This window comes from Azospirillum tabaci (assembly GCF_014596085.1).
GTDB lineage: Bacteria > Pseudomonadota > Alphaproteobacteria > Azospirillales > Azospirillaceae > Azospirillum > Azospirillum tabaci.
Genome location: NZ_JACCJY010000004.1, coordinates 21,367 through 43,539 on the forward strand (window position 1 = coordinate 21,367; position 22,173 = coordinate 43,539).

Annotated in this window: 20 protein-coding genes; 2 read left to right on the forward strand and 18 right to left on the reverse strand. The window is 68.3% G+C overall.

The window, feature by feature from the left end:
- The first annotated feature begins 111 nt into the window (after positions 1-111).
- Positions 112-1,005: a KPN_02809 family neutral zinc metallopeptidase gene (ypfJ, locus tag H0B54_RS06905; RefSeq protein ID WP_188259756.1), complete on the forward strand. Its 894-nt coding sequence runs from the start codon at positions 112-114 to the stop codon at positions 1,003-1,005.
- A 127-nt stretch (positions 1,006-1,132) separates the two neighbouring features.
- Here ypfJ and pnp read toward each other — a convergent pair whose 3' ends face one another.
- From pnp to rimP, 8 genes are all read right to left on the reverse strand, one after another.
- Complete coding sequence (gene pnp / locus H0B54_RS06910; RefSeq protein ID WP_094301448.1) at positions 1,133-3,253, reverse strand: polyribonucleotide nucleotidyltransferase; 2,121 nt, start codon at positions 3,251-3,253, stop codon at positions 1,133-1,135.
- Positions 3,254-3,548: 295 nt separating this feature from the next.
- Complete coding sequence (gene rpsO / locus H0B54_RS06915) at positions 3,549-3,818, reverse strand: 30S ribosomal protein S15 (protein WP_035670129.1); 270 nt, start codon at positions 3,816-3,818, stop codon at positions 3,549-3,551.
- Between the two features lie 15 nt (positions 3,819-3,833).
- Positions 3,834-4,772 (reverse strand): tRNA pseudouridine(55) synthase TruB, encoded by a 939-nt coding sequence (gene truB, locus H0B54_RS06920; protein WP_188259757.1) that lies wholly within the window; start codon positions 4,770-4,772, stop codon positions 3,834-3,836.
- Positions 4,762-5,346: a 30S ribosome-binding factor RbfA gene (rbfA, locus tag H0B54_RS06925; protein WP_188259758.1), complete on the reverse strand. Its 585-nt coding sequence runs from the start codon at positions 5,344-5,346 to the stop codon at positions 4,762-4,764. Before rbfA ends, truB begins: the two co-directional genes overlap by 11 nt.
- A 129-nt stretch (positions 5,347-5,475) precedes the next feature.
- A complete protein-coding gene (infB, locus tag H0B54_RS06930) occupies positions 5,476-8,208 on the reverse strand; it encodes a translation initiation factor IF-2 (protein WP_188259759.1) in 2,733 nt (910 codons plus the stop codon).
- 14 nt (positions 8,209-8,222) lie between these two features.
- On the reverse strand, positions 8,223-8,942 hold the full coding sequence (locus H0B54_RS06935) for an RNA-binding protein (protein WP_188259760.1): 720 nt from the start codon (positions 8,940-8,942) through the stop codon (positions 8,223-8,225).
- A gap of 30 nt (positions 8,943-8,972) precedes the next feature.
- Positions 8,973-10,508 carry a transcription termination factor NusA gene (gene nusA, locus H0B54_RS06940; protein ID WP_094301443.1) on the reverse strand — a complete coding sequence of 512 codons (1,536 nt, stop codon included), beginning with the start codon at positions 10,506-10,508 and terminating at the stop codon, positions 8,973-8,975.
- Between the two features lie 54 nt (positions 10,509-10,562).
- Positions 10,563-11,048, reverse strand: coding sequence for a ribosome maturation factor RimP (gene rimP, locus H0B54_RS06945; RefSeq protein WP_094301442.1), 486 nt, complete (start codon positions 11,046-11,048; stop codon positions 10,563-10,565).
- Positions 11,049-11,361: 313 nt separating this feature from the next.
- Here rimP and H0B54_RS06950 point away from each other — a divergent pair, with 313 nt between their 5' ends.
- Positions 11,362-11,676, forward strand: a complete 315-nt coding sequence (locus tag H0B54_RS06950) for an antibiotic biosynthesis monooxygenase (RefSeq protein WP_188259761.1) — start codon at positions 11,362-11,364, stop codon at positions 11,674-11,676.
- Here H0B54_RS06950 and trmB read toward each other — a convergent pair.
- From trmB to H0B54_RS07000, 10 genes are all read right to left on the reverse strand, one after another.
- The gene (trmB, locus tag H0B54_RS06955; RefSeq protein WP_094301440.1) at positions 11,654-12,364 is read right to left on the reverse strand and encodes a tRNA (guanine(46)-N(7))-methyltransferase TrmB; all 711 of its coding nucleotides are present in this window, start codon (positions 12,362-12,364) and stop codon (positions 11,654-11,656) included. The two genes, H0B54_RS06950 and trmB, sit on opposite strands and share 23 nt — an antisense overlap.
- 87 nt (positions 12,365-12,451) lie before the next feature.
- Positions 12,452-13,621, reverse strand: a complete 1,170-nt coding sequence (gene metK / locus H0B54_RS06960; protein WP_094301439.1) for a methionine adenosyltransferase — start codon at positions 13,619-13,621, stop codon at positions 12,452-12,454.
- A 255-nt stretch (positions 13,622-13,876) separates the two neighbouring features.
- Complete coding sequence (locus H0B54_RS06965; protein WP_094301438.1) at positions 13,877-14,365, reverse strand: helix-turn-helix domain-containing protein; 489 nt, start codon at positions 14,363-14,365, stop codon at positions 13,877-13,879.
- Positions 14,366-14,478: 113 nt separating this feature from the next.
- On the reverse strand, positions 14,479-16,083 hold the full coding sequence (gene lnt / locus H0B54_RS06970) for an apolipoprotein N-acyltransferase (RefSeq protein WP_188259762.1): 1,605 nt from the start codon (positions 16,081-16,083) through the stop codon (positions 14,479-14,481).
- A 205-nt stretch (positions 16,084-16,288) separates the two neighbouring features.
- Complete coding sequence (locus tag H0B54_RS06975; RefSeq protein ID WP_172428292.1) at positions 16,289-17,206, reverse strand: hemolysin family protein; 918 nt, start codon at positions 17,204-17,206, stop codon at positions 16,289-16,291.
- Positions 17,203-17,733 carry an rRNA maturation RNase YbeY gene (gene ybeY / locus H0B54_RS06980; protein ID WP_188259763.1) on the reverse strand — a complete coding sequence of 177 codons (531 nt, stop codon included), beginning with the start codon at positions 17,731-17,733 and terminating at the stop codon, positions 17,203-17,205. The genes H0B54_RS06975 and ybeY overlap by 4 nt, the downstream gene beginning before the upstream one ends.
- Positions 17,733-18,824 carry a PhoH family protein gene (locus H0B54_RS06985; protein ID WP_188259908.1) on the reverse strand — a complete coding sequence of 364 codons (1,092 nt, stop codon included), beginning with the start codon at positions 18,822-18,824 and terminating at the stop codon, positions 17,733-17,735. Before H0B54_RS06985 ends, ybeY begins: the two co-directional genes overlap by 1 nt.
- Positions 18,825-18,829: 5 nt before the next feature.
- The gene (miaB, locus tag H0B54_RS06990; protein ID WP_188259764.1) at positions 18,830-20,218 is read right to left on the reverse strand and encodes a tRNA (N6-isopentenyl adenosine(37)-C2)-methylthiotransferase MiaB; all 1,389 of its coding nucleotides are present in this window, start codon (positions 20,216-20,218) and stop codon (positions 18,830-18,832) included.
- A gap of 255 nt (positions 20,219-20,473) precedes the next feature.
- Positions 20,474-21,307 carry a lysophospholipid acyltransferase family protein gene (locus tag H0B54_RS06995; protein WP_188259765.1) on the reverse strand — a complete coding sequence of 278 codons (834 nt, stop codon included), beginning with the start codon at positions 21,305-21,307 and terminating at the stop codon, positions 20,474-20,476.
- Positions 21,308-21,335: 28 nt separating this feature from the next.
- Positions 21,336-22,160 (reverse strand): GNAT family N-acetyltransferase, encoded by an 825-nt coding sequence (locus H0B54_RS07000; RefSeq protein ID WP_188259766.1) that lies wholly within the window; start codon positions 22,158-22,160, stop codon positions 21,336-21,338.
- Positions 22,161-22,173: the final 13 nt, after the last annotated feature.

Below are 22,173 nucleotides of genomic sequence, written 5' to 3' on the forward strand. Positions count from 1 at the left end.
CACGGCCCCGCTTGCGGTCAAGCGCGTGGTTGACGCATCCGGCGGAGCGCCGGAACAGCCAAGCCCCCTCGCTGGTTTTCCTCTGGCAGTGCGTCGGGGGAGGAGCGGGCGATGCGGTGGCAGGACGGTCGCGAGAGCGAGAATGTCGAGGACCGGCGCGGCACGCCAGGAAGCGGCGGGTTCCGCACCGGCGGCATCGGCATCCCCATCGGACGTGGCGGCATCGGTATCGGCGGGCTGGCGGTGATCGTGGTGGTCTCGCTTCTGCTCGGCATCAACCCGCTGGACCTGCTGCAAGGCACCGCCCCGCAGGAACAGGCCCGTTACGAGCAATCCGACGCCCCACGCGACGGTGGCGACGACGAGTTGAAGCGCTTCGTCTCCGTCGTCCTCGCCGATACGGAGGACACCTGGGCCGCCCAGTTCCAGCAGATCGGCCGCACCTACCAGGACCCGGCGCTGGTGCTGTTCTCCGGCACCGTGGATTCTGGCTGCGGCTTCGCCCAGGCGGCGATGGGACCCTTCTACTGCCCGCTGGACCGCAAGGTGTACATCGACCTCAGCTTCTACCGCGACCTGCGCGACCGCTTCCGCGCGCCGGGCGACTTTGCCCAGGCCTATGTGATCGCCCACGAGGTCGGCCACCATGTGCAGAACCTGCTGGGCATTTCCGACCGGGTGCAGCAGGCCCAGCGGCAGGCCGGGTCCAAGGCCGAGGCCAACGGGCTGTCGGTGCGGCTGGAGCTTCAGGCCGACTGCTTCGCCGGGCTGTGGGCCAACCACGCCAACCGCGAGCGCCAGATCATCGAGCCCGGCGATGTCGAGGAGGCCCTGACGGCGGCCAGCGCCATCGGCGACGACCGGCTGCAGCGCCAGTCCCGCGGCACGGTGACGCCGGACAGCTTCACCCACGGCAGTTCCGCCCAGCGGGTGCAATGGTTCCGCAAAGGGCTGGAGACGGGGCAGTTGAACGCCTGCGACACGTTCGGGGCGGAGCGGCTTTAGGGGGTCAGACAAAGAAAAAGGCGCCTTTCGGCGCCTTGCCCCCTCCCCGACCCTCCCCCGCTGTCGCAGGGGAGGGGGAAGAGAGGCGCCCTCCCCCGCTGGTGCGAGGGAGGGGGAAACCCAATCATCAGGCGGCGGGGCCGTCCTTCTTGGTCAGGTCTTCGCCGGTGGCCTGGTCGACCTGCTTCATCGACAGCTTCACCTTGCCGCGGTCGTCGAAGCCGATGACCTTCACCTTCACCGAGTCACCCTGCGACACCACGTCCGACACCTTGCCGACGCGCTGCGCCGCCAGCTCGGAGATGTGGACGAGGCCGTCGCGGGAGCCCAGGAAGTTCACGAAAGCGCCGAAATCGACGACCTTCACGACCTTGCCGGTGTAGATCACGTTCATTTCCGGCTCGGCGACGATGCCCTTGATCCAGTCGATGGCGGCCTGGGCGGCCTTGGTGTCCACCGCGGCGACCTTGACCGTGCCGTCGTCCTCGATGTCGATCTTGGCGCCGGTCTGCTCCACGATCTCGCGGATCACCTTGCCGCCGGAGCCGATCACGTCGCGGATCTTCTCCTTCGGGATGTTGATCACGGTGATGCGCGGGGCGTTCTCGTTCACCGCCTCGCGGGCGCCGGTCAGCGCCTTGGCCATCTCGCCCAGGATGTGCAGGCGGCCGTCCTTGGCCTGGCCCAGGGCGATCTTCATGATCTCCTCGGTGATCGAGGTGATCTTGATGTCCATCTGGAGCGCGGTGATGCCCTTCTCGGTGCCGGCGACCTTGAAGTCCATGTCGCCCAGGTGATCCTCGTCACCCAGGATGTCCGACAGGACCGCGAAGCCGTCGTCTTCCTTGATCAGGCCCATGGCGATGCCGGCCACCGGGCGCGGCAGCGGCGCGCCGGCGTCCATCAGCGACAGCGAGGTGCCGCAGACCGTCGCCATCGAGGACGAGCCGTTGGACTCGGTCACTTCCGACACCACGCGGAGCGTGTAGGGGAAGTCTTCCTTCTTCGGCAGCAGCGGGTGGATGGCGCGCCACGCCAGCTTGCCGTGGCCGATCTCGCGGCGGCCCGGCGAGCCCATGCGGCCGGCCTCGCCCACCGAGTACGGAGGGAAGTTGTAGTGGAGCATGAAATGCTCGCGGTACTCGCCTTCCAGCGCGTCGATGATCTGCTCGTCCTGGCTGGTGCCCAGCGTGGTGACGACCAGGGCCTGCGTCTCGCCGCGGGTGAACAGGGCCGAACCGTGGGCGCGCGGCAGCACGCCGACCTCCGACACGATCGGGCGGACCGTCTTGGTGTCGCGGCCGTCGATGCGGCGGCCGGTCTTCAGGACGGCGCCGCGCAGGATGTCGGCCTCCAGCTCCTTGAACTCGGTCGCGATGGCCTGGGTCTCGAAGGACTCGGCCAGGGTCTCTAGCGCCTTCGCCTTGGCGGCGCCGATCTTCTCGTAGCGGACCTGCTTGACCGTCTCGGTGTAGGCAGCCTCGACGTCGGCGCCAACGGTGTCGCGCAGCTTCGCCTTCACGGCGGCGCGGTCATAGGCCGGGGCCGGCAGGTCCCACGGCTCCTTCGCGCATTCCTCGGCGAGGTCGATGATGGCGTCGATGATCGGCTGGAAACCGGTGTGGCCGAACACGACGGCGCCCAGCATGACCTCCTCGGTCAGCTCCTGCGCTTCCGACTCGACCATCAGCACGCCGTCGCGGGTGCCGGCGACCACGAGGTCGAGCGCGGAACCGTCAATGGCGTCCATGGTCGGGTTCAGCACATACTGGCCGTCGATGTAGCCGACGCGGGCGGCGCCGATCGGACCCAGGAACGGGATGCCGGAGATCGTCAGCGCGGCCGAGGTGCCGACCATCGCGACGATGTCCGGATCGTTCTCCAGATCATGGCTCAGCACGGTGCAGATGACCTGCGTCTCGTTGCGGAAGCCATCGGCGAACAGCGGACGGATGGGACGGTCGATCAGGCGGCTGACCAGCGTCTCCTTCTCCGTCGGGCGGCCTTCACGCTTGAAGAAACCGCCGGGAATCTTGCCGGCTGCGAAGGACTTTTCCTGGTAATTGACCGTCAGCGGGAAGAAATCGACGCCCGGCTTCGGCGACTTGGCGCCGACCACCGTGCAGAGGACCGTGGTCTCACCATAGGTGACCAGCACCGCGCCGTCGGCCTGACGAGCGATCTTGCCCGTCTCGAACGTCAGCTTGCGTCCACCCCATTCGATTTCTTTGCGGAAAACTTTGAACATGGATTCTTCCTTCCATCCGACACCTAGGCCCGCCGGATTGCTGGCCTAAGCCGGGGTCATCGGTCGTCGGACCCCGCATGTGAAAACCCAACAAAGGGCAAAACCCGAAAAGGGCTAAAAAATCAAACGGCCGGTCCCGGAAGGTCCGGGCCGGCCGTCTGACTAGAACATGCCTTCGCGAACAACCGAACGTCCCGACCGGCGCGACGCTCCCCGGTGCACCGGAACGCGGTGCGGCGGGTCGAGCGCTGATCGGGACGGATGTTCGGTCACCAGGACGGACGCCTTTTGGAAATCAGCGACGCAGGCCCAGACGCTCGATGAGCGTGGCGTAGCGGCTGTTGTCCTTCTTCTTGAGATAGTCGAGAAGACGGCGGCGCTGGCCGACCATCACCAGCAGACCACGGCGGGAGTGGAAGTCCTTCTTGTGGCCCTGCAGGTGCTCGGTCAGGTTCCGGATGCGCTCGGACAGGATCGCGACCTGGACCTCGGGCGAACCGGTGTCGTTGGTGCCGCGCGAATAGTCCTTAATGAGTTCCTGCTTGCGATCGGGCGTGATCGACATCGGGGTCTCCATCGTTCATAGGTTGAGAACGCGCACCGGACGGACCTCCGCCCCTTCCACGCGCGCCAGCGCCACCGGCTTGCCGCCGAAAAGCGCAATGACGGTGCCATCCCCACCAACATCGCCGCGCAGCGCCGTGAGGCGTTCGCGGTCCTGCCGGGTGAGGAGTGCCACCGTCTGGCCGTGCTTCAGTCGGTGCGCTTCCGCGTCCGTCAGGGCCAGCGCCGGGATGTCGTCCAGCGCGGTCTCGATCGGCAGCAGAAGTCTTTCGACCGCGGCACCTTGCTCCATCGCGGTCAGATCGTCCAGGGAAATCGCCCCGTCCAGCGTGAAAGACCCGACGCGCAGGCGTCGCAGATCGCGGATGTGCCCCACCGTCCCCAACCGTTCGGCGAGGTCGCGGGCGATGGAGCGGACGTATGTGCCCTTGCCGCAATCCACCTCCAGCACCGCGTGGTCGGCGTCCGGGATCTCGATCAGATCCAGCCGGTCGATGCGGACGGTGCGGGGGGCGATGTCCACCACCTCACCCTCGCGGGCGATGTCGTAGGCGCGCTCGCCGTTGATCTTGAGCGCGCAGTATTGCGGCGGGATCTGTTCGACGAAGCCCAGGAAACCGGGCAGAGCGGCGCGGATCGCCTCGGCGTCGGGACGCACCGCGGAGGTTTCCACCGCCGAGCCCTCGCGGTCGTCGGTGGTCGTGCGGGTGCCCCAGGCCACGGTGAAGCGGTAGGTCTTCTCGCCGTCCATGGCGTAGGAGACGGTCTTGGTCGCCTCGCCCAGCGCGATGGGCAGGATGCCCGTGGCGATGGGGTCCAGCGTGCCGCCGTGCCCGGCCTTTTCGGCGTTCAGATGGCGCCGCACCTTGGACAGCGCCTGCGTCGAGGTCATCCCCGCCGGCTTGTCCAGCACGATCCAGCCGTGGATCGGTTCGCCCTTGCGCTTACGAGCCACGGCGCCCCTCGCCCTCGCCGCCGTTGCCCTCATCCTCGTCGTCGTCGTCCTCGTCGTCGAGATCATCGGGATCGAGGTCGTCGTCGTCGAGGTCGTCCGTCTCGTTCTCGTCCTCCTCGTCCCAGCCGTCGTCCTCGTCGTCATGATCGTCGTCGCCGTTCACACGGTCGGCGAGCGAGCGGTAGCCGACGTCGCGGGCAACCGCCGGGCTGTGCAGGATGGCGTCGATGCGCCCGGCGTAGTCGAAGGAGGTGTCGGCCTCGAAGCTCAGCGTCGGGGCGTGGCGCAGGTTGATGGCGCGCGCGATCTGGCCGCGCAGGAAGGGTGCGGCGCGGCGCAGGGCCGACAAGGTCTCGTCCATCGGGCCGCCGCCGAGCGGGGTGACGAAGGCGGTGGCGTTGCGCAGGTCCGGGCTGATCCGGACCTCGGTCACCGTGACGTTCAGTTCCGCCAGTTCGGGGTCGTGGAAGTCACCGCGCCGGAACAGCTCCGCCAGGGCGTGGCGAATCTCCTCGCCGACGCGGAGTTGGCGCTGGGACGGCGGCTTTCCGGCCAGATCGTGTTTCTTTCTCATGCTGTCGATCCCGAATGCGGTGCGAGAGGGATCTGTCCCTCCGCGAAAACACGACAAGGGCGCATGGGCGCCCTTGTCATCTGTAACGTCATCTGTAACCGGTCCGTGAGCCGGGATGCGGCGGCGGGCTTACAGCTCGCGCGCCACCTCCTCGATCTCGAAGGCCTCGATGATGTCGCCGGCCAGGATGTTGTCGTAGTTCTCGAAGGCCATGCCGCACTCGTAACCCTCGCGCACTTCCTTGACCTCGTCCTTGAAGCGCTTGAGCGTCTTGAGCGTGCCCTCGTGAATGACGACGTTGTCGCGCAGCAGGCGGCAGCCGGCGCCGCGCTTGACGGTGCCCTGGGTGACCATACAACCGGCGACCTTGCCGACCTTGGTGATGTTGAACACCTCGCGGATCTCGGCGTAGCCGATGAAACGCTCGCGCAGGGTCGGCGACAGCATGCCGGTGAGGGCCGCCTTCACGTCGTCGATCACGTTGTAGATGATCGAGTAGTAGCGGATCTCGACGCCGTCGCGCTTGGCCATGTCGCGGGCCTGCGGGTTGGCGCGGACGTTGAAGCCGATGACCATCGCGTTGGAGGCGTTCGCCAGCGTGATGTCGGACTCGTTGATCGCACCCACCGACGCGTGCAGCACGCGGACCTTGACCTCGGTGTTCTCCGCCGTGAGCTTCTCCAGGGCGTTGGAGATCGCTTCGATGGAGCCCTGCACGTCGCCCTTGATGACGACCGGCAGTTCCTTGGCCTCGCCGGCCTGGATGCGGCTGAACATGTCCTGCAGCGAGCCGCGGGCCGACGCCGCGTTGGCGGCTTCGCGCTTCTTGCGCTGGCGGAACTCGGCGATCTCACGGGCGCGGGCTTCCGACTCGACGACGGTGAAGTCGTCGCCGGCGAGCGGCGTGCCGTTGAGGCCAAGCACCTCGACCGGGCTGGCCGGGGCGGCCTGCTCAACGCTCTGGCCGCGGTCGTTGACCAGGGCGCGGACACGGCCCCACTCCGACCCGGTGACGAACACGTCGCCGACCTTCAGCGTGCCGCGCTGGACCAGCACGGTGGCGACCGAACCGCGGCCGCGCTCGAGCTTGGCCTCGACCACGACGCCCTCGGCGGTGCGCTCCGGGTTGGCCTTCAGCTCCAGGATTTCCGCCTGCAGGAGGATGGCCTCCTCCAGCTTGTCCAGGTTGCGCTTGGCCTTGGCCGACACTTCCACGGTCTGGATGTCGCCGCCCAGCTCTTCCACCACCAACTCGTGCTGGAGCAGTTCCTGGCGGACACGCTCCGGCTTGGCGTCGGGCAGGTCGATCTTGTTGATGGCGACGATGATCGGAACCTTCGCGGCCTTGGCGTGATGGATCGCCTCGATCGTCTGCGGCATGACGCCGTCGTTCGCGGCGACGACCAGCACCACCACGTCCGTGACGTTGGCGCCGCGGGCGCGCATCTCGGTGAAGGCGGCGTGGCCCGGCGTGTCGATGAAGGTGATCTTCGCACCCGACTCCAGCTGAACCTGATAGGCGCCGATGTGCTGGGTGATGCCGCCGGCCTCGCGGCTGACCACGTCGGTCTGACGCAGGGCGTCGAGCAGCGAGGTCTTGCCGTGGTCGACGTGGCCCATGATCGTGACGACCGGGGGACGCGGCATCAGCGCCGTCTCGATGTCGTCGTTGCCGCGCAGGCCGACCTCGACGTCCGCCTCGGACACGCGGCGCACGCGGTGGCCGAACTCGGCGATGATCAGCTCCGCCGTGTCGGCGTCGATCGTCTGGTTGATGGTGGCCATCACGCCCATGCGCATGAGCTGCTTGATCACGTCCGCGCCGCGTTCCGCCATGCGGTTCGCCAGCTCCTGGACGGTGATGACCTCGGGCAGCACGACGTCGCGGGTCACTTTCTGCGTCTCCTGACGGCTCATCTGACGGAGCCGCTCGCGCTCACGGGCACGGCGGACGGCGGCCAGCGAGCGCGTGCGCTCACCACCCTCGTCGCTCAGCGCCTGCGAGACGGTCATCTTGGAGCCCTTGCGGCGGTCGGCGCCCGGAGCGGCCTTGCGGACCGGAGCCGGCGCCGGGGCCTTCTTGTTCCCGGGCTTGCCGCGGCGGTCGTCCTCTTCCTCGCCGAAGCGGGGAGCGGCCGGAGCGCCCGGACCACGGGCGGCCGGAGCCTCCGTGGTGGCCGCGGTGCGCGGACCGGCGGCGCCGGCGGCGGGACGGGCGCCCGCACCCTGCGGACGGGTCTGTTCGGTGTCCTTGCGCTTGGCCTCCTCGGCCTCCTTGCGCTTGGCTTCCTCTTCCTGGCGGCGGCGCTCGGCCTCCTGGGCCTTGGCGCGCTCCGCCTCCTCGATGCCGCGCAGCTCGGCCAGCTCGCGCTGGCGCAGAGTCTCGGCGTCGAGAATCTCCGGCTCCTCCTCGACCACCTGGGCCGGCTGGGACGCCTCCTCCTCGGCGGCGCGGGCGGCGGCCTCGGCGGCCAGGACGGCGGCCTCGGCCTCCTCCTCGGCGCGGCGGCGGTTGTCTTCAGCCGCCCCCTGCAGGGCGCGGATGCGCGCCTCGCGTTCCTGGTTGGTCAGTTGACGGACGGCGCCGCCGCCACCGCCGCGCTGGCGCTGGCCCGGCACACCGCGGACGGGGATGCCCTGGGCGGCCTGACGCGCGGCGGCGCCGCCGTCGGCCACGCCCGGAAGGGCGCCCTTCTCCACGGCCCGCTTACGCTTGACCTCCACGGTCACGGGCTTCGACCGGCCATGGGAGAAGCTCTGCCGGACCTGGGTCTCGACCGGCTTCTTCAGCTCCAGCTTCCCTTTGCCGGAGCCGGAGAGGTGCAAGACTTTCTTTTGGTCCTGGTCGTTGCTGTCGGTCATCGGTTCCCGAATGGTCAGACGTTGCTTACGTGGCCGGCCGGCGGAGAGCCGGCGACAAAGCCTTTGATACCCTTGAGACGCGCGGAGTCGCGGGCCAATCCCTTGGCCAGCTTCCCGCGCGCCACCACCGCGTGCACGGCGTTTTCCCGTCCCAGGGCCGCGGCCATCGCCGCGGCGTCGAACAGGTCCACGACCGGCATGTCCGGCGCCAGCGCTGTGATCTTGCCCCGCTGGTCGGGCGAACCATCGCTGGCCTCGACCAGCAGATAGGGCGGTCCGGCGCGTCCGACCTGGTTGGTCTTCAGCGCCTCGCGCACCTTTTCGTATCCGGCCAGGGCCTGCCCGGCCCGGCGCGCCAGCCCGAAGGCATCCAGGCACCGCCGCTCCAGCAGCCTCTCCAGCCGCTCCGCCAGATCGGGCGGGACGCGCACCGCGCGCCGCGCCGCCTTGGCGAACATGTTCTTTGCCACAGCCTTCGTGAAGGCCGCCTTGTCCCCCGACAGCCAGAGGCCGCGGCCCGGAAGCCGTTCCTCCAGATCGGGCACGATCTCGCCGTCGGGTGATACCACGAAACGGATCATGCCGTCCTTCGGCTGCACGGTTCCGGTGGCGATGCAGCGGCGCAGCGGACCTTTTTCCAGGTCCGCCGGCAGCAGCGCCTCCCCTTCGACCGGGAGGTCGTCCGGTTCACCGTCCGCCGGAGTCTGTTCGTTCCTGTCGCTCAGCCCAACCATCCGTACCGTTTGTGCGTCCTAAGTCCCGGCTCAGCTCTGCGCCGCCTGGTCGTCGGTGGAGGGTTGCGCCGCGGTGGGCGCGCCTTCCTCGCCGTCGAACCAGTGGGCACGGGCGGCCATGATGATCTCGTTGGCCTCGTCTTCCGTCGGGGCCTCCTTGCCGAGAATGTCGCGCAGCTCGTCCGCTGCGAGGTCGGCAAGGTCGTCCATCGTCTTCACACCGTTCTCGCCCAGCTTCACCAGCAGGGTCGGGCTGAAGCCGGTGACTTCCGCCACCGCGTCCTCGACGCCGAGCGCCTGGCGCTTCTCGGTCATGCGGACGTCCTGCTCGTCGAGGAAGTTGAGGGCGCGCTGCTTCAGCTCCTCCGCCACATCCTCGTCGAAGCCTTCGATCTCGGCCAGCTCCTCGGTCTCGACGTAGGCGATCTCCTCCACGGAGGTGAAGCCTTCGGCGACCAGGAGATGGGCGATCACGTCGTCCACGTCCAGCGCTTCCATGAAGAGCTGCGAGCGGGTGCGGAATTCGTCCGAGCGGCGCTCCGACTCCTCCTGCTCGGTCAGGATGTCGATGTCCCAGCCGGTGAGCTGGGTGGCGAGGCGCACGTTCTGGCCGCGACGGCCGATGGCCAGCGACAGCTGGTCGTCGGGCACCACCACCTCGATGCGGCTGTTGTCCTCGTCCATCACGACCTTGGCGACCTCGGCCGGGGCCAGGGCGTTGACGATGAAGGTCGCCGGCTCCTGGTTCCACTGGATGATGTCGATCTTCTCGCCCTGCAGCTCGCCGACGACCGCCTGGACGCGGCTGCCGCGCATGCCGACGCAGGCGCCGACCGGGTCGATGGAGCTGTCGTTGCTGATCACCGCGATCTTGGCGCGCGAGCCCGGGTCGCGGGCCACCGCCTTGATCTCGATGATGCCGTCGTAGATCTCCGGCACTTCCTGCGCGAACAGCTTCGCCATGAACATCGGATGGGTGCGCGACAGGAAGATCTGCGGGCCGCGCGCTTCCTCGCGCACGTCGAAGATGTAGGCGCGCACGCGGTCGCCGTTCTTGAAGTGCTCGCGCGGCAGCAGCTCGTCGCGGCGCAGGATCGCTTCGGCGCGGCCCAGATCGACGGTGACGTTGCCGTACTCGACGCGCTTGACCAGACCGTTGACGATCTCGCCGGTGCGGTCCTTGTACTCGTTGAACTGGCGCTTGCGCTCCGCGTCGCGGACCTTCTGGACGATGACCTGCTTGGCCGTCTGGGCGGCGATGCGGCCGAAGTCGATGGGCGGCAGCGGATCGACCAGGAAGTCGCCGACCTGGGCGCCGGGCTTGCGGCGCTGGGCGTAGGCGAGGGTCACCTGGGTCGCCTCGTTCTCCACCGCCTCGACCACCTCCAGGTGGCGGGTCAGGTGGATGTCGCCCGTCTTGCGGTCGATGCGGGCGCGGATGTCGTGCTCGTGGCCGTACTTGGAGCGCCCGGCCTTCTGAATCGCCTGCTCCATCGCCTCCAGGACCTCGTCCCGGTCGATGTTCTTTTCGCGGGCAACCGCGTCAGCGACTTGCAGCAGTTCCATCCGTCACACTTCCTGGACTGGCGTTTGTTCTTCGAGTGAAGCCCGGAGCGGCCGTCAACCCTGGCCCTGGCTGGCGCGGATCAGTTCATCCGTCAAGACCAGCTTGGCGCGCAGGATGTTGTCGAACTCCAGCCGGGCGGCTCCCTGTTCCGATTCGATGCACACGAGGCCGTCTTCGACGCCCTTCAGCATGCCCTTGAAGCGCTTGCGGCCATCGACGGCGAGCCGGGTCTCCAGCTTGGCCTCGAAACCGGCGAAACGCTCGAAATCCTTCAGACGGGTCAGCGGCCGGTCGATGCCGGGCGAACTGACCTCCAGCGTGTAGGCGCTCTTGATCGGATCTTCAACGTCGAGCACCGCGGAGATCGCGCGGCTGATGTCGGCGCAGTCTTCGACCGTCATGGGCGCGCCGTCGGCGCGTTCCGCCATGACCTGCAGAACCATGCGCTGCCCACCGGTCAACTGCACACGCACGAGTTCGTAGCCCATGGCCTCGACCGACGGCGTGATGATCTGCTCGATACGACCGGTTGCTTCCATTCCACCTGACCCGCCCCCGCGGTCTCCCCTGGCACAGCGCCCTGGGACCAACACGGGGATTCCATACGCTGATAAAAAAATAAGTGGGCCAAGGCCCACCCGCAAAGCGTCCCGCCGGCCCGGTTTCCCGAGCCGCCGATCCGTATGGGTTCATGCGGTGAATATAGACATTCCGGAGCAAGCCGCAAGCGCTTTTCCGCAAGGTCCTATGCCAGGCGCTTGGTGGGCGGGTCCGGCGGGGGTAAAGTCCCAGGCAAAGCCAAGGCTTTGGCGACCCTTAGCCACGCGCAGCGTCCTGAGGAGGTATGGCACCGTGATCCTCGAAACGGCCCTCCTGGCGGTCAAGCCCGGCCAAGGTCCCGCCTTCGAACGGGCGATGGCCGAGGCGCAGCCCCTGATCGCCGCGACTCCCGGTTTCCTCGGGCTGGAGGTGCGGCCGTGCCTCGAGGCGCCGGACCGCTACCTTCTGCTCGTCCGCTGGGACCGGCTGGAGGACCACACCGAAGGCTTCCGCGGGTCCGACCGCTACGCCCGCTGGAAGGCGATGCTCCACCATTTCTACGAGCCGTTCCCGGTGGTGGAGCATTATGGGGAGCCGGTGGTGTCTACCCCCGCGCCTTGCGGATGAAGCGCAGGAAGACCGGCTTGCGCCCGGCCTCGATGGCCTTTTCCTCATAGCGGGTCGGCGGCCAGTCCGCCGGGCGATGGCGCCAGTCGGACGGGCCGCGCGCGGTCCATTCGAAATCCGGGTGCCGCACCGTGTGCTCCAGCATCCAGCGCACCAGCCCCATGTCGTCGCTGGCCAGACGCAGTTCCGCCCCGTCCTTCAGCACGCGCGCGAGGCGCGGCAGGTTGTCCGGGCCGATGAACCGGCGTTCCCAATGGCGCTTCTTCGGCCAGGGATCGGCGAACAGCACGAAGGCGCGCCCGATGGAGGCGTCCGGCAGGGCGTCGAGCAGCGGGCGGGCGTCGTCCGGCAGGATGCGGACGTTGTCCTGAACGCCCTCGTCATCGACCAGCTTGAGCAGGCCGGCCACGCCGTTGATGAAGGGCTCGGCCCCGAGCACGCCGACGTCGCGGTTGTTCGCCGCCTGCCACGCCATGTGGTGGCCGCTGCCGAAGCCGACCTCCAGCCAAACGTCGCGCATGGGGTTGGGAAACAGGGCGTGGGGGTCGATCCGGTCGCCCGGCTGCGGCGCCGGGATTTCCAGCGACGGCAAAAGCCCATCGAGAAGTTCGGTCTTGCGCTTGCGGAGCGGGCGCCCCTTGCGCCGCCCGTAGAGCCTTTTGGACGAGTCCAGGAAGGAATCGGTCATTGTAACAGCAGGGTCCCAAAACGAGTGCAGGGGCCGCACGGCCCCTGCATCCCGGACCAACGGGTCCGGTCTTGGAAGAAGCCGGTCTTAGAAGAAGGCGGCGCGCAGATCGTTGACGAGGTCGGTCTTCTCCCAGGAGAAGCCGCCGTCGGCCTCCGCCTCGCGGCCGAAATGGCCGTAGGCGGCGGTGCGCGCGTAGACCGGCCGGTTCAGGCCCAGATGCGTGCGGATGCCGCGCGGGGACAGGTCGACCAGCTTCTGCAGGACTTCCGACAGCCGATCCTCGTCCACCTTCCCCGTGCCGTGGGTGTCGACATAGACCGACAGCGGCTTCGACACGCCGATGGCGTAGGAGAGCTGGATCGTGCAGCGCTCGGCCAGGCCGGCGGCGACCACGTTCTTGGCGAGGTAGCGCGCGGCGTAGGCGGCGGAACGGTCGACCTTGGTCGGGTCCTTGCCGGAGAAGGCGCCGCCACCGTGCGGGGCCGCGCCGCCGTAGGTGTCCACGATGATCTTGCGGCCGGTCAGGCCGGCGTCGCCGTCCGGGCCGCCGATGACGAAGCGGCCGGTCGGGTTGACGTAGAAGTTCGCCTCGTCGCACATCCAGCCCGCCGGCAGGCAGTTGATGACGTGCGGCCGGACGATCTCGCGCACCTCTTCCTGGGTCAGACCGTCGGCATGCTGGGTGGAGACGACCACCGCGGTGGCGCGCACCGGCTTGCCGTTCTCGTACTGCAGCGTCACCTGGCTCTTGGCATCGGGGCCGAGCTGCGGGGCGGCGCCGGAGTGGCGGGCCTCGGCCAGCGACTTCAGGATGGCGTGGCTGTAGTAGATCGGCGCCGGCATCAGAGCCGGCGTCTCGTTGCAGGCGTAGCCGAACATGATGCCCTGGTCGCCGGCGCCCTCGTCCTTCTCACCCGCGGCGTCGACGCCGACCGCGATGTCGGCGGACTGCGAGTGGACGAAGCACTTGACGTCCATCTTCTCCCAATGGAAGCCGTCCTGCTCGTAGCCGATGTCCTTCACCGCGGCGCGGGCGACCTGGACCAGCATGTCGGGGGTGATGCTCTCCGGCCCACGCACCTCACCGGCCAGCACGATCTGGTTGGTGGTCGCCAGCGTCTCCACCGCCACGCGGGCGTAAGGGTCGTGCGACAGGTACAAATCGACGATGGCGTCGGAGATGCGGTCGCACACCTTGTCCGGATGGCCTTCGGACACGGACTCGCTGGTGAACACGTAGTTGAGCTTGGCCACGGCGAACCTCGGCAATGGACGGGGGCTATTTTACAGAATATTTGGGGATGACCGGCGCAGCACCCACGGAAAGCCAGTCATTTGCCGTATGTGACAAGGTTTGCGTTCCAGGTCAAGCGATCTCCCCGGGGTTGGAGGAGAGGCACGGAAATTCGCCTAAAAAAAACTTTGGGGAACGGGCCGGAGGGCCGCGTTCCCCAATCTTCCTGCCGTCCGGATTGCTTCCGGTTGCTCGGCTCGGGTCTCTGAACCGTATTATTCGGCCGCTTCGACCATGCCGGAATTGGCGACGGCCTTGGTCAGCTCGAACAGGCGCTTGCGGACCGACGGGTCGTTGATGCGGTAGTAGGCGCGCACCAGCTCCAGCGTCTCGCGCTTGGCCATCGGATCCGGCTCGTAGCCGCCCGAACGCTCCTCGAAACCGGCGGCGCCGCCCTCGTCGTCGTCAACCGGGGCCGCGGCGGCTTCCGCCGGCATGTCGTCGAAGAAGAAGGACACCGGCACGTCCAGCACGCGGCTCAGATCGAACAGGCGCGACGCGCCGATGCGGTTGGCGCCGCGCTCGTACTTCTGCACCTGCTGGAAGGTCAGGCCGATGGCCTCACCCAGCTTTTCCTGGCTCATGCCCAGAAGGGTCCGGCGCAACCGGACGCGGGAACCGACGTGAACGTCGATCGGGTTCGGCTTTCCCGTCTTGGGACGGCCGGCAGTGGCCCGGCGGCCCCGCGCTGGCGTTGCTTGCATTGCTCTAATTCCCTGAAACAGTTGTGCAACCTTGATACGACATATCCATGTATGCAGTCAAGGCCGCCCGAGCGCTCCCGATGCGCGTGATTGAAAAAAGAGTCTCGGTTGCGCTAACTGCGATGTCGTGCGCGCAGGCCGACCGCGAAACAGGTCAAAAGAAGCAACCCAAACGCGCTGTCGCCCACCTTCCCGTAGAGAGTGGGGGTGGGCAGCGCTTCCGGCAAGGCCGCGTCGACCACACCCCTGTGACCAAGCGGCAGCATGGCTGTGACGCGGCCGTGGGGGTCCACCACGCCGGAGATGCCGGTGTTGGCGACGCGGACCAGCGGCATCCCCTCCTCCACCGCGCGGGTCCGGGCGATGGCGAAATGCTGATACGGGCCGGCGGTGTTGCCGTACCAGGCGTCGTTGGTCAGATTGAGCATCCAGCGCGGCCGTTCGGCGCCGTCCGCCACGGCGGGCAGCACGGCGCCGGGGAAGATCACCTCGTAGCAGATCAGCGGGCTGACCGGCGGCAGGCCCTTGAGATCGAGCGACACCGGTCCCGGCCCGGCGGAGAACTCCGCCCCGTTGCCGGCGATCGCGCCGACCGGCAGCCAGCGGCGCAGCGGCATGTATTCGCCGAAGGGGACGAGGTGGAACTTGTCAAAGCGCCCTGTCACCGCCCCGCTGCCGTCGACCGCCGCCAAGCTGTTGTAATAGAGCGGCTCGCCCTCCGGCCCGGCTTCCATGCGCGGCACCCCGGTGATGAGCAACCCGCCGGGCGGGGTGACCGAGCCCAGCGCTTGGCGCAGGCGGGCGTCCTGGTCAAGGAACAGGGGCACCGCGGTCTCCGCCCAGATCACGTGGGTGATCGGCTCGGCGGTCGCGGATTCCGTGGAGGGGGCCACGGAGAGTTCCATCTGCTGCTGGACGTTGCGCACCCGCTCGCCCGCCGCCCATTTCAGCCGCTGGTCGATGGCCGGCTGGACGAGCCGAAGCCGCACGCCGGGCACCGTCGCGTCGGACGCCCCGGCCAGACGCAACCCGCCCCAGGCGCCCAGCGCCGCGAACAGCGCCAACCCGGCGGCCAGCGCGCCCCAGGCGCGGCGGCGCGGCACCGCCGGATCGGCCAGCCCCGCCGGCAGCGACGCCACCAACACGGTCAGCAGGCTGAGCCCATAGATGCCGATCAGCGAGACGCCCTGCAGAACCGGCAGGACGCCCGTCCAGCCATAGCCGATGAGATTCCACGGGAACCCGGTGAAGACATGGCCGCGCAGCCATTCGAACAGCGCCCAGGAGGCGGCAAACAGGACCAGCCGCCCCAGCCCCCTGCCCTTCAGCGTCCAGGCCAGCAGCGTGGCGCAGCCGGTGAACATCGCCAGCAGGATCGGCAGGCCCGCCGCCGACAGCGGCAACGCCCACCAGAAGCGCTCGATGTCGGTGAACAGCGCCGCGCTGATCCAGTAGAGGCCGAGCAGGTGATGGCCGAAGCCGAAGAACCAGCCGACCGCGAAGGCCTGCCGCTTGGTCCCTGCCCCGTCGAGCAACCAGAGCAGACCCGGAAAGGCGATCAGCAGCAGCGGCACCGCGTCGGCCGGCGGCAGGGCCAGCGTCGCCAGCCCGCCGAAGCCCGCCGCCGCCAGCAGCCGGCGCCAACCGGTCAGCCCGGCCAGACCCGCGGACAGGCGGCCCAGCCGGGCTGGGGTGGTCGTTATATCGGTGACGGTCAAGGGGTGACACTCCGGATGCGGGTGGGCCGGTGACGGCTGTCGGGACGGGGGACGGTCTGGAAACGGAATCGCCACGAGGGCGCGAAGACACGAAAAGGGCCACAAAGACGCTCTCCGCTTCGCCCGTGATCCCGGGGGTGCGGTAGAGCCTCTTTGTGCCGTCTTTGTGTCCTTCGTGTCTTCGTGGTGAAAAACCCTGCGGGGCTTACCCGACCTCGGCCAGGGCGGAATTCTCGGCCGGCGCGGTGCGGACGCGCAGTCGCTTGATGCGACGGGGGTCGGCCTCGACGATCTCGAACTCCAGGCCGGAGGGGTGGGTCAGCGTCTCCCCGCGGCCCGGCACCCGCCCGGCCAGCGACACGACGAGACCGCCGAGCGTGTCGATGTCCTCGCGCTCCTCCTCGGTCAGGAAGGCGCCGACACGGTCCTCGAAATCCTCAATGGAAACGCGGGCGTCGGCGATGATCGATCCGTCGGGGCGTTCGACGAAGTGGGGAGTCGCCTCCTCGTCGTGTTCGTCCTCGATCTCGCCGACGATCTCCTCGACCAGATCCTCGATGGTGACGAGGCCGTCGATGCCGCCGAACTCGTCGACCACCAGCGCCATGTGCTGGCGCTTCTGGCGCATCTGCACCAGCAGGTCGACCACCGGCATGCTGGGCGCGACGATGCTGAGATCGCGCACGATGTCCTTGAGTTCGACCGGTGTCCGGCTGGCCATCGCCACCAGCACGTCCTTGATGTGGACCATGCCGACGACGTCGTCGAGCGTTTCACGGAACACCGGCAGGCGGGAATGGGCTTCCTCCGCCATGCGCTGGACCAAGGCGGGAAACGGTGTGTCCACCTCCACCGCCACAATGTCCGCGCGGGGCACCATCACGTCGTCGACGGTGCGGTCGCGCAGCTTCAGGATGTTGGCAAGCAGGGCGCGCTCGCCCGCCCCCAGCGATCCCTCGCCGCTGTCCTGATCCTCGATCAGTTCCTCGATCGTGGCACGCAGGGTGGCGTCGTCGCGCCCCCCCAGGACGGTCCTCATCCACCCGCGAAACAGGTGGCCCAAGGATTGTTGATCTTCGGCCCCGTCTTCACGGGGCGTTCGACTGTCGGAAATCTCGCTCATCGGTCCGGCGGTTGTTCGTCCAAATTCGGCTCCCCGGGCGGAGAGCGCGTGGCGGCGTACGGATCGGCGATGCCGAGGGTGGCGAGCACGTCGGTTTCGAGCTGCTCCATCTCCTCGGCCTCGTCATCCGTCTCGTGATCATACCCGAGCAAATGAAGAACGCCATGCACCACAAGGTGGGTCATATGGTCCGAAGGGGTTTTACCCTGCTCGGCGGCTTCGCGGGCGACGGTCTCCCAAGCCAGGATCACGTCGCCCAGCATGACCGGCGCGTCTTCGCCCAGTTCGGGCTCCTCCGCTTCGGTCAGGGCGAAGGACAGCACGTTGGTCGGCTTGTCCTTGCCACGGTATTCCCGGTTCAGCCGGTGCACCAGCGCGTCGTCGGCCAGCACGACGGACAGTTCCGCCGGGCCCTCCTCCTCGTCGTAAGTGACGGCGAGCGCGGCGAGCGCCGCGCGCTCGCACAGCCACTCGGCGTTCTCCGCCCAATCGCCCGCTTCACGTGAAACGGCGACATCGACGGCCATCACGGTGTTCCCTCCGCAGCCGGCCCGCCGTCATCCGCGGCGGCCCGCCGGGGGGCGGGCTTGCGCTGGCCATCGGTGCGGTCGCTTGCGGCGCGGGTCCCCTCGGCACGGTCATAGGCGCGGATGATCCGGGCGACCAGCGGGTGGCGCACCACGTCGGCGGCGGTGAAATGGACGAAGCGGATGCCCTCCACCCCTTCCAGGATGTCCAGCGCCTCGCGCAGGCCGGACTTGGTGCCGGCCGGAAGGTCGGTCTGCGAGATGTCGCCGGTGACCGCCATGCGGCCCCCCTCGCCCAGGCGGGTGAGGAACATCTTCATCTGCATCGGCGTGGTGTTCTGCGCCTCGTCCAGGATGACGAAGGCGTTGGCGAGCGTGCGACCGCGCATGAAGGCGAGCGGCGCGATCTCGATCTCACCGGACTCCAGCCGCTTCTTCACCTGCTCCGCCGGCAGCATGTCGTGCAGCGCGTCGTAGAGCGGGCGCAGATAGGGATCCACCTTCTCCTTGAGGTCGCCGGGCAGGAAGCCCAGACGTTCCCCCGCCTCGACGGCGGGGCGCGACAGGATGATGCGGTCCACTTGGCCCGTGGTCAGCAGCGCCACCGCCTGCGCGACGGCGAGGTAGGTCTTGCCGGTGCCGGCCGGGCCGAGCCCGAAGACCATCTCGCTTTCCGCCAGCGCCTGGAGATAGGCCGCCTGCATGGGGGAGCGCGGGGTGATGGCCCCCTTGCGGCGGGTGCGCACCGCGACCTCGCCCCGGCTGAGCGTCGCCAGATTCTGGTCGCGCACGGCACCGCCGACGCCGGTCGCCATGCGGACGGCGGCGTCCACCTCGCCGGTGCCGACGGTCATGCCGCGCTTCAGCCGCTCATAGAGGGCGTCGATGGCCGAACGGGCGGCTTCCGACGATTCCGCCGGACCGGCGATGGTCAGCGTGTTGCCGCGGGAAATCAGGGAGACGCCCAGCTGGTTCTCGATGCGGGCGAGGTGGCGGTCATGCTCCCCGTACAGCATCGGCAGCAGCCGGTTGTCGTCGAAATTCAGATCAATGCGTTGATCGGGGCGCTGGTCAGGGCGCTGATCGGGCAAGCCGTTCAAACGGTCGCCTCCACGGGTTGCGTGCCGGTGGCGGAGCTGCGGTATTCACCGGTCGCCACGCTGCCGGCAAGGCTGTTCGGATGGGCGGCGTCGATGCGCACCTCCACGATGCGGCCGAGAAGCCGCTCGGTGGCGTCGGCGTGCACCGACTGCAGATAAGGGCTCTTGCCCAGAAGCTGGCCGGCGCGCTTGCCCACGCGGTCGAAGAGGACCGGCACGGTGCGCCCGACGAAGCTCTGGTTGAAGGCCTGCTGCTGCGCGTTCAGCAACTGCTGAAGCGCGGCCAGACGGGCGTCCTTGACGTCCTCCGGCAATTGGCCATGCTCCAGCGCCGCCGGCGTGCCGGGACGCGCGCTGTACTTGAAGGAATAGGCCTGGGCGTAGCCGACGTCGGTGACGAGGCGCAGGGTCGCCGCGAAGTCGGCGTCGCTCTCGCCGGGGAAGCCGACGATGAAGTCGCCCGACAGCGCCAGATCGGGCTTGGCGGCGCGCAGCCGGTCGACGATGCGGCGGTAGTCGTCCGCCGTGTGCTTGCGGTTCATCGCCGCCAGCACGCGGTCCGACCCGGCCTGCACCGGAAGATGCAGGTAGGGCATGAGCTGCGGCACCTCGGCGTGGGCGCGGATGAGGTCGTCCTCCATGTCACGCGGGTGCGAGGTGGTGTAGCGGATGCGCTCCAGCCCGTCGATGTCCGCCAGTTCGCGGACCAGCCGCCCAAGGCCCCAGGTCGTGCCGTCCGGCCCCTCCCCGTGCCAGGCGTTGACGTTCTGGCCGAGCAGGTTGATTTCCCGCGTGCCGCCGGCGACGAGGCGCCGGGCCTCCGCCACGATCTGGGCGCCGGGGCGCGAAAACTCGGCGCCGCGGGTGTAGGGCACCACGCAGAAGGTGCAGAACTTGTCGCAGCCCTCCTGCACCGCCAGGAAGGCGGAGACGCCCTGGCTGGCGCTCTCGTCCGGAAGGAAGTCGAACTTGGACTCCACGGGGAAGTCGGTGTTCAGCACGCTGCCCGTCTTGCGGCTGGCCTTCGCCACCATCTCCGGCAGGGTGTGATAGGTCTGCGGTCCGAACACCATGTCCACGAAGGGGGCGCGGGCCACGATCTCCTCGCCCTCGGCCTGGGCGACGCAGCCGGCGACGGCGACGATCATCCGGCCATCGCCGGCCTCGGCCTTGACGTCCTTGAGCTGGCGCAGGCGACCCAGTTCCGAGAACACCTTCTCGGAGGCCTTTTCGCGGATGTGGCAGGTGTTGAGGATCACCATGTCGGCGCCGTCCGGCTCGTCCACCGGCCGGTAGCCCAGGGGTGCCAAGACATCCGCCATGCGGGCGGAGTCGTAGACATTCATCTGGCAACCCCAGGTCTTGATGAAGAGCTTCTTACTCAACGATCCCTTCCACAGCACTGAACGATCCGACCAACCGCGATCTGGGCCAACCGCGATCTTGACCAATACAAAAACGCGCGCCTGGACGGCACCGGTCCGAGCGGCGCAATCCGGCGCGCGACCCGCCGCGTCGCGGCATCGCACCCTGTCGATATGGTAGCACGAGTGCGGGAAAACGAGTCAATCGTGCCCGCAGGCCGACCATTCATTTCGCGGCCCATTCCGCGGCCCATTCCGTGGTGTGGAAAGTTTCCGTCACGGAACGACGGGGGGCGGCGGCTTTCCGGACACCGCGCGCTCCACGCCCCGGGCGACGGCACGCTGGCAATGGTCGGCCAGGGCCTTGCGGCTGGAGAAGCCCTCGATGGTCACGGGGGGATGGAACTCCACCTCCACCGTCATGCGGCCCAGCGTGAAGACCGTCCACAAATGCGGGGCGAGATCCATGTCGCCGTACCACGCGTAACAGGGACGGAAGGCGATCCCCATCGGGATGCCGTCCAGCCGCGTCGGCGCGATGCTGACCGGCTGCACGGTCAGCGGCCGGTCCCCGATGCGCCGGGCGGCCACCGCGAACAGCGCCGTCTTGAAAGGGAGCGTGCGGTTGCCGTCGCTGGAGGTGCCTTCGGGGAACAGGATCAGGCTGTCGCCGGCGTCCAGCCGGGCACCCAGCTCGTCCCGCTGCTTCTCCACGCCGGCGCGGGCCTTGCGCTCCACGAAGACGGTCTGCTGGAGCTTCGCCAGCGCTCCGAAGAAGGGCCAGCCGGCCACCTCGCTCTTCGCCACGAACGACCCTGGAATGACCGACCCCAGCACCGTGATGTCGAGGTAGGAGGAATGGTTGGAGACGAACAGCACCGGCCCGTCCGTCGCGCGCTGGCCACGCACCACGACCCCGATGCCCAGGATGGCGGCGCAGACCCGGTGATAGAACTGCGGTATCCGGAAGCGCAGCGGCGAGCGCACAGCGACGGCCAGCGCCTGCACCGGAACCAGCAGGAGCGTCCACAGCAGATAGACCGCCAGACGCAGGCCGCCACGCACCGGCGATCCCAGAGGGCGCGCACCGGTTGCATCCACCGCCGTCATGCCACCCGTCTCCTGATGCAATCGCGGGTCACGCGATCTGGGCGTCGCGGCTGCGCCGCTCATAATGCTTGGAGTATTTGTTGGTGATCAGGTCCGTCTTCACCACGATCGACACATCGGTGGTGTTGAACTGGTGATCGATCACCGCGCCGTCGCCGATGAAGCCGCCCAGCCGCAGATAGCCCTTGATCAGCGGCGGAAGAACAGTCAGCGCGCGCTTCGGGTCGATCCGGTCGCGGGGCATCAGATCCATGCCGATGTAGCGTTCCGGCAGGGCCACGGGGCGCAGCTCCTCCGGGGCCAGATGGAAGTGATGGAGATAGGCGAGCGGCTCGGCCATCGCCACCGGGTCGGTGCCCGGCAGGCTGGCGCAGCCGAACATCACCGCGATGTCGTGATGGAAGACGTAGGCCGCGATGCCGCGCCACAGAAGCTGCATGCTGCTGCCGCGCGTGCGGTAGGCGGCGTCGACGCAGGACCGCCCCAGCTCCAGGATCTCCCCCGGATAGCTGACCAGCCGCCCGATGTCGTATTCGTCGCTGGAATAGAAGCGCCCGGCCTTGGCCGCCGCCGGACGGCGGATCAGCCGGTAGGTGCCGACCACGGACTCCGGGCCGTCGCCGCGGGCGTGGTCGATGACCAGCAGATGGTCGCAGATGGTGTCGAAATCGTCGAAGTCGCGATGGCGCGCGGCCATGTCCGGCGACGGCACCGCCGACATCTCCTCATAGAAGACGCGGTAGCGCAGTGCCTGCGCCCAGTCGATCTCGGCGGCGCTTTCGGCCAGCCGCACTTCGAGGGAGCCCATGCGCAGATCCGAAGAGCTGCCCTGGTCCGTGCCTGTATCAGCCATACTCGACGCTTCG

Coding starts and splice junctions, on each gene's coding strand:
- rimP (WP_094301442.1), bottom strand. CDS start 11,048: ATGGAAGCAACCGGTCGTATCGAGCAGATCATCACGCCGTCGGTCGAG.
- pnp (WP_094301448.1), bottom strand. CDS start 3,253: ATGTTCAAAGTTTTCCGCAAAGAAATCGAATGGGGTGGACGCAAGCTG.
- rbfA (WP_188259758.1), bottom strand. CDS start 5,346: ATGAGAAAGAAACACGATCTGGCCGGAAAGCCGCCGTCCCAGCGCCAA.
- H0B54_RS06975 (WP_172428292.1), bottom strand. CDS start 17,206: ATGAGCGAGATTTCCGACAGTCGAACGCCCCGTGAAGACGGGGCCGAA.
- H0B54_RS06995 (WP_188259765.1), bottom strand. CDS start 21,307: ATGACGGCGGTGGATGCAACCGGTGCGCGCCCTCTGGGATCGCCGGTG.
- trmB (WP_094301440.1), bottom strand. CDS start 12,364: ATGACCGATTCCTTCCTGGACTCGTCCAAAAGGCTCTACGGGCGGCGC.
- infB (WP_188259759.1), bottom strand. CDS start 8,208: ATGACCGACAGCAACGACCAGGACCAAAAGAAAGTCTTGCACCTCTCC.
- H0B54_RS07000 (WP_188259766.1), bottom strand. CDS start 22,160: ATGGCTGATACAGGCACGGACCAGGGCAGCTCTTCGGATCTGCGCATG.
- rpsO (WP_035670129.1), bottom strand. CDS start 3,818: ATGTCGATCACGCCCGATCGCAAGCAGGAACTCATTAAGGACTATTCG.
- ybeY (WP_188259763.1), bottom strand. CDS start 17,733: ATGGCCGTCGATGTCGCCGTTTCACGTGAAGCGGGCGATTGGGCGGAG.
- H0B54_RS06935 (WP_188259760.1), bottom strand. CDS start 8,942: ATGGTTGGGCTGAGCGACAGGAACGAACAGACTCCGGCGGACGGTGAA.
- ypfJ (WP_188259756.1), top strand. CDS start 112: ATGCGGTGGCAGGACGGTCGCGAGAGCGAGAATGTCGAGGACCGGCGC.
- nusA (WP_094301443.1), bottom strand. CDS start 10,508: ATGGAACTGCTGCAAGTCGCTGACGCGGTTGCCCGCGAAAAGAACATC.
- H0B54_RS06965 (WP_094301438.1), bottom strand. CDS start 14,365: ATGCAAGCAACGCCAGCGCGGGGCCGCCGGGCCACTGCCGGCCGTCCC.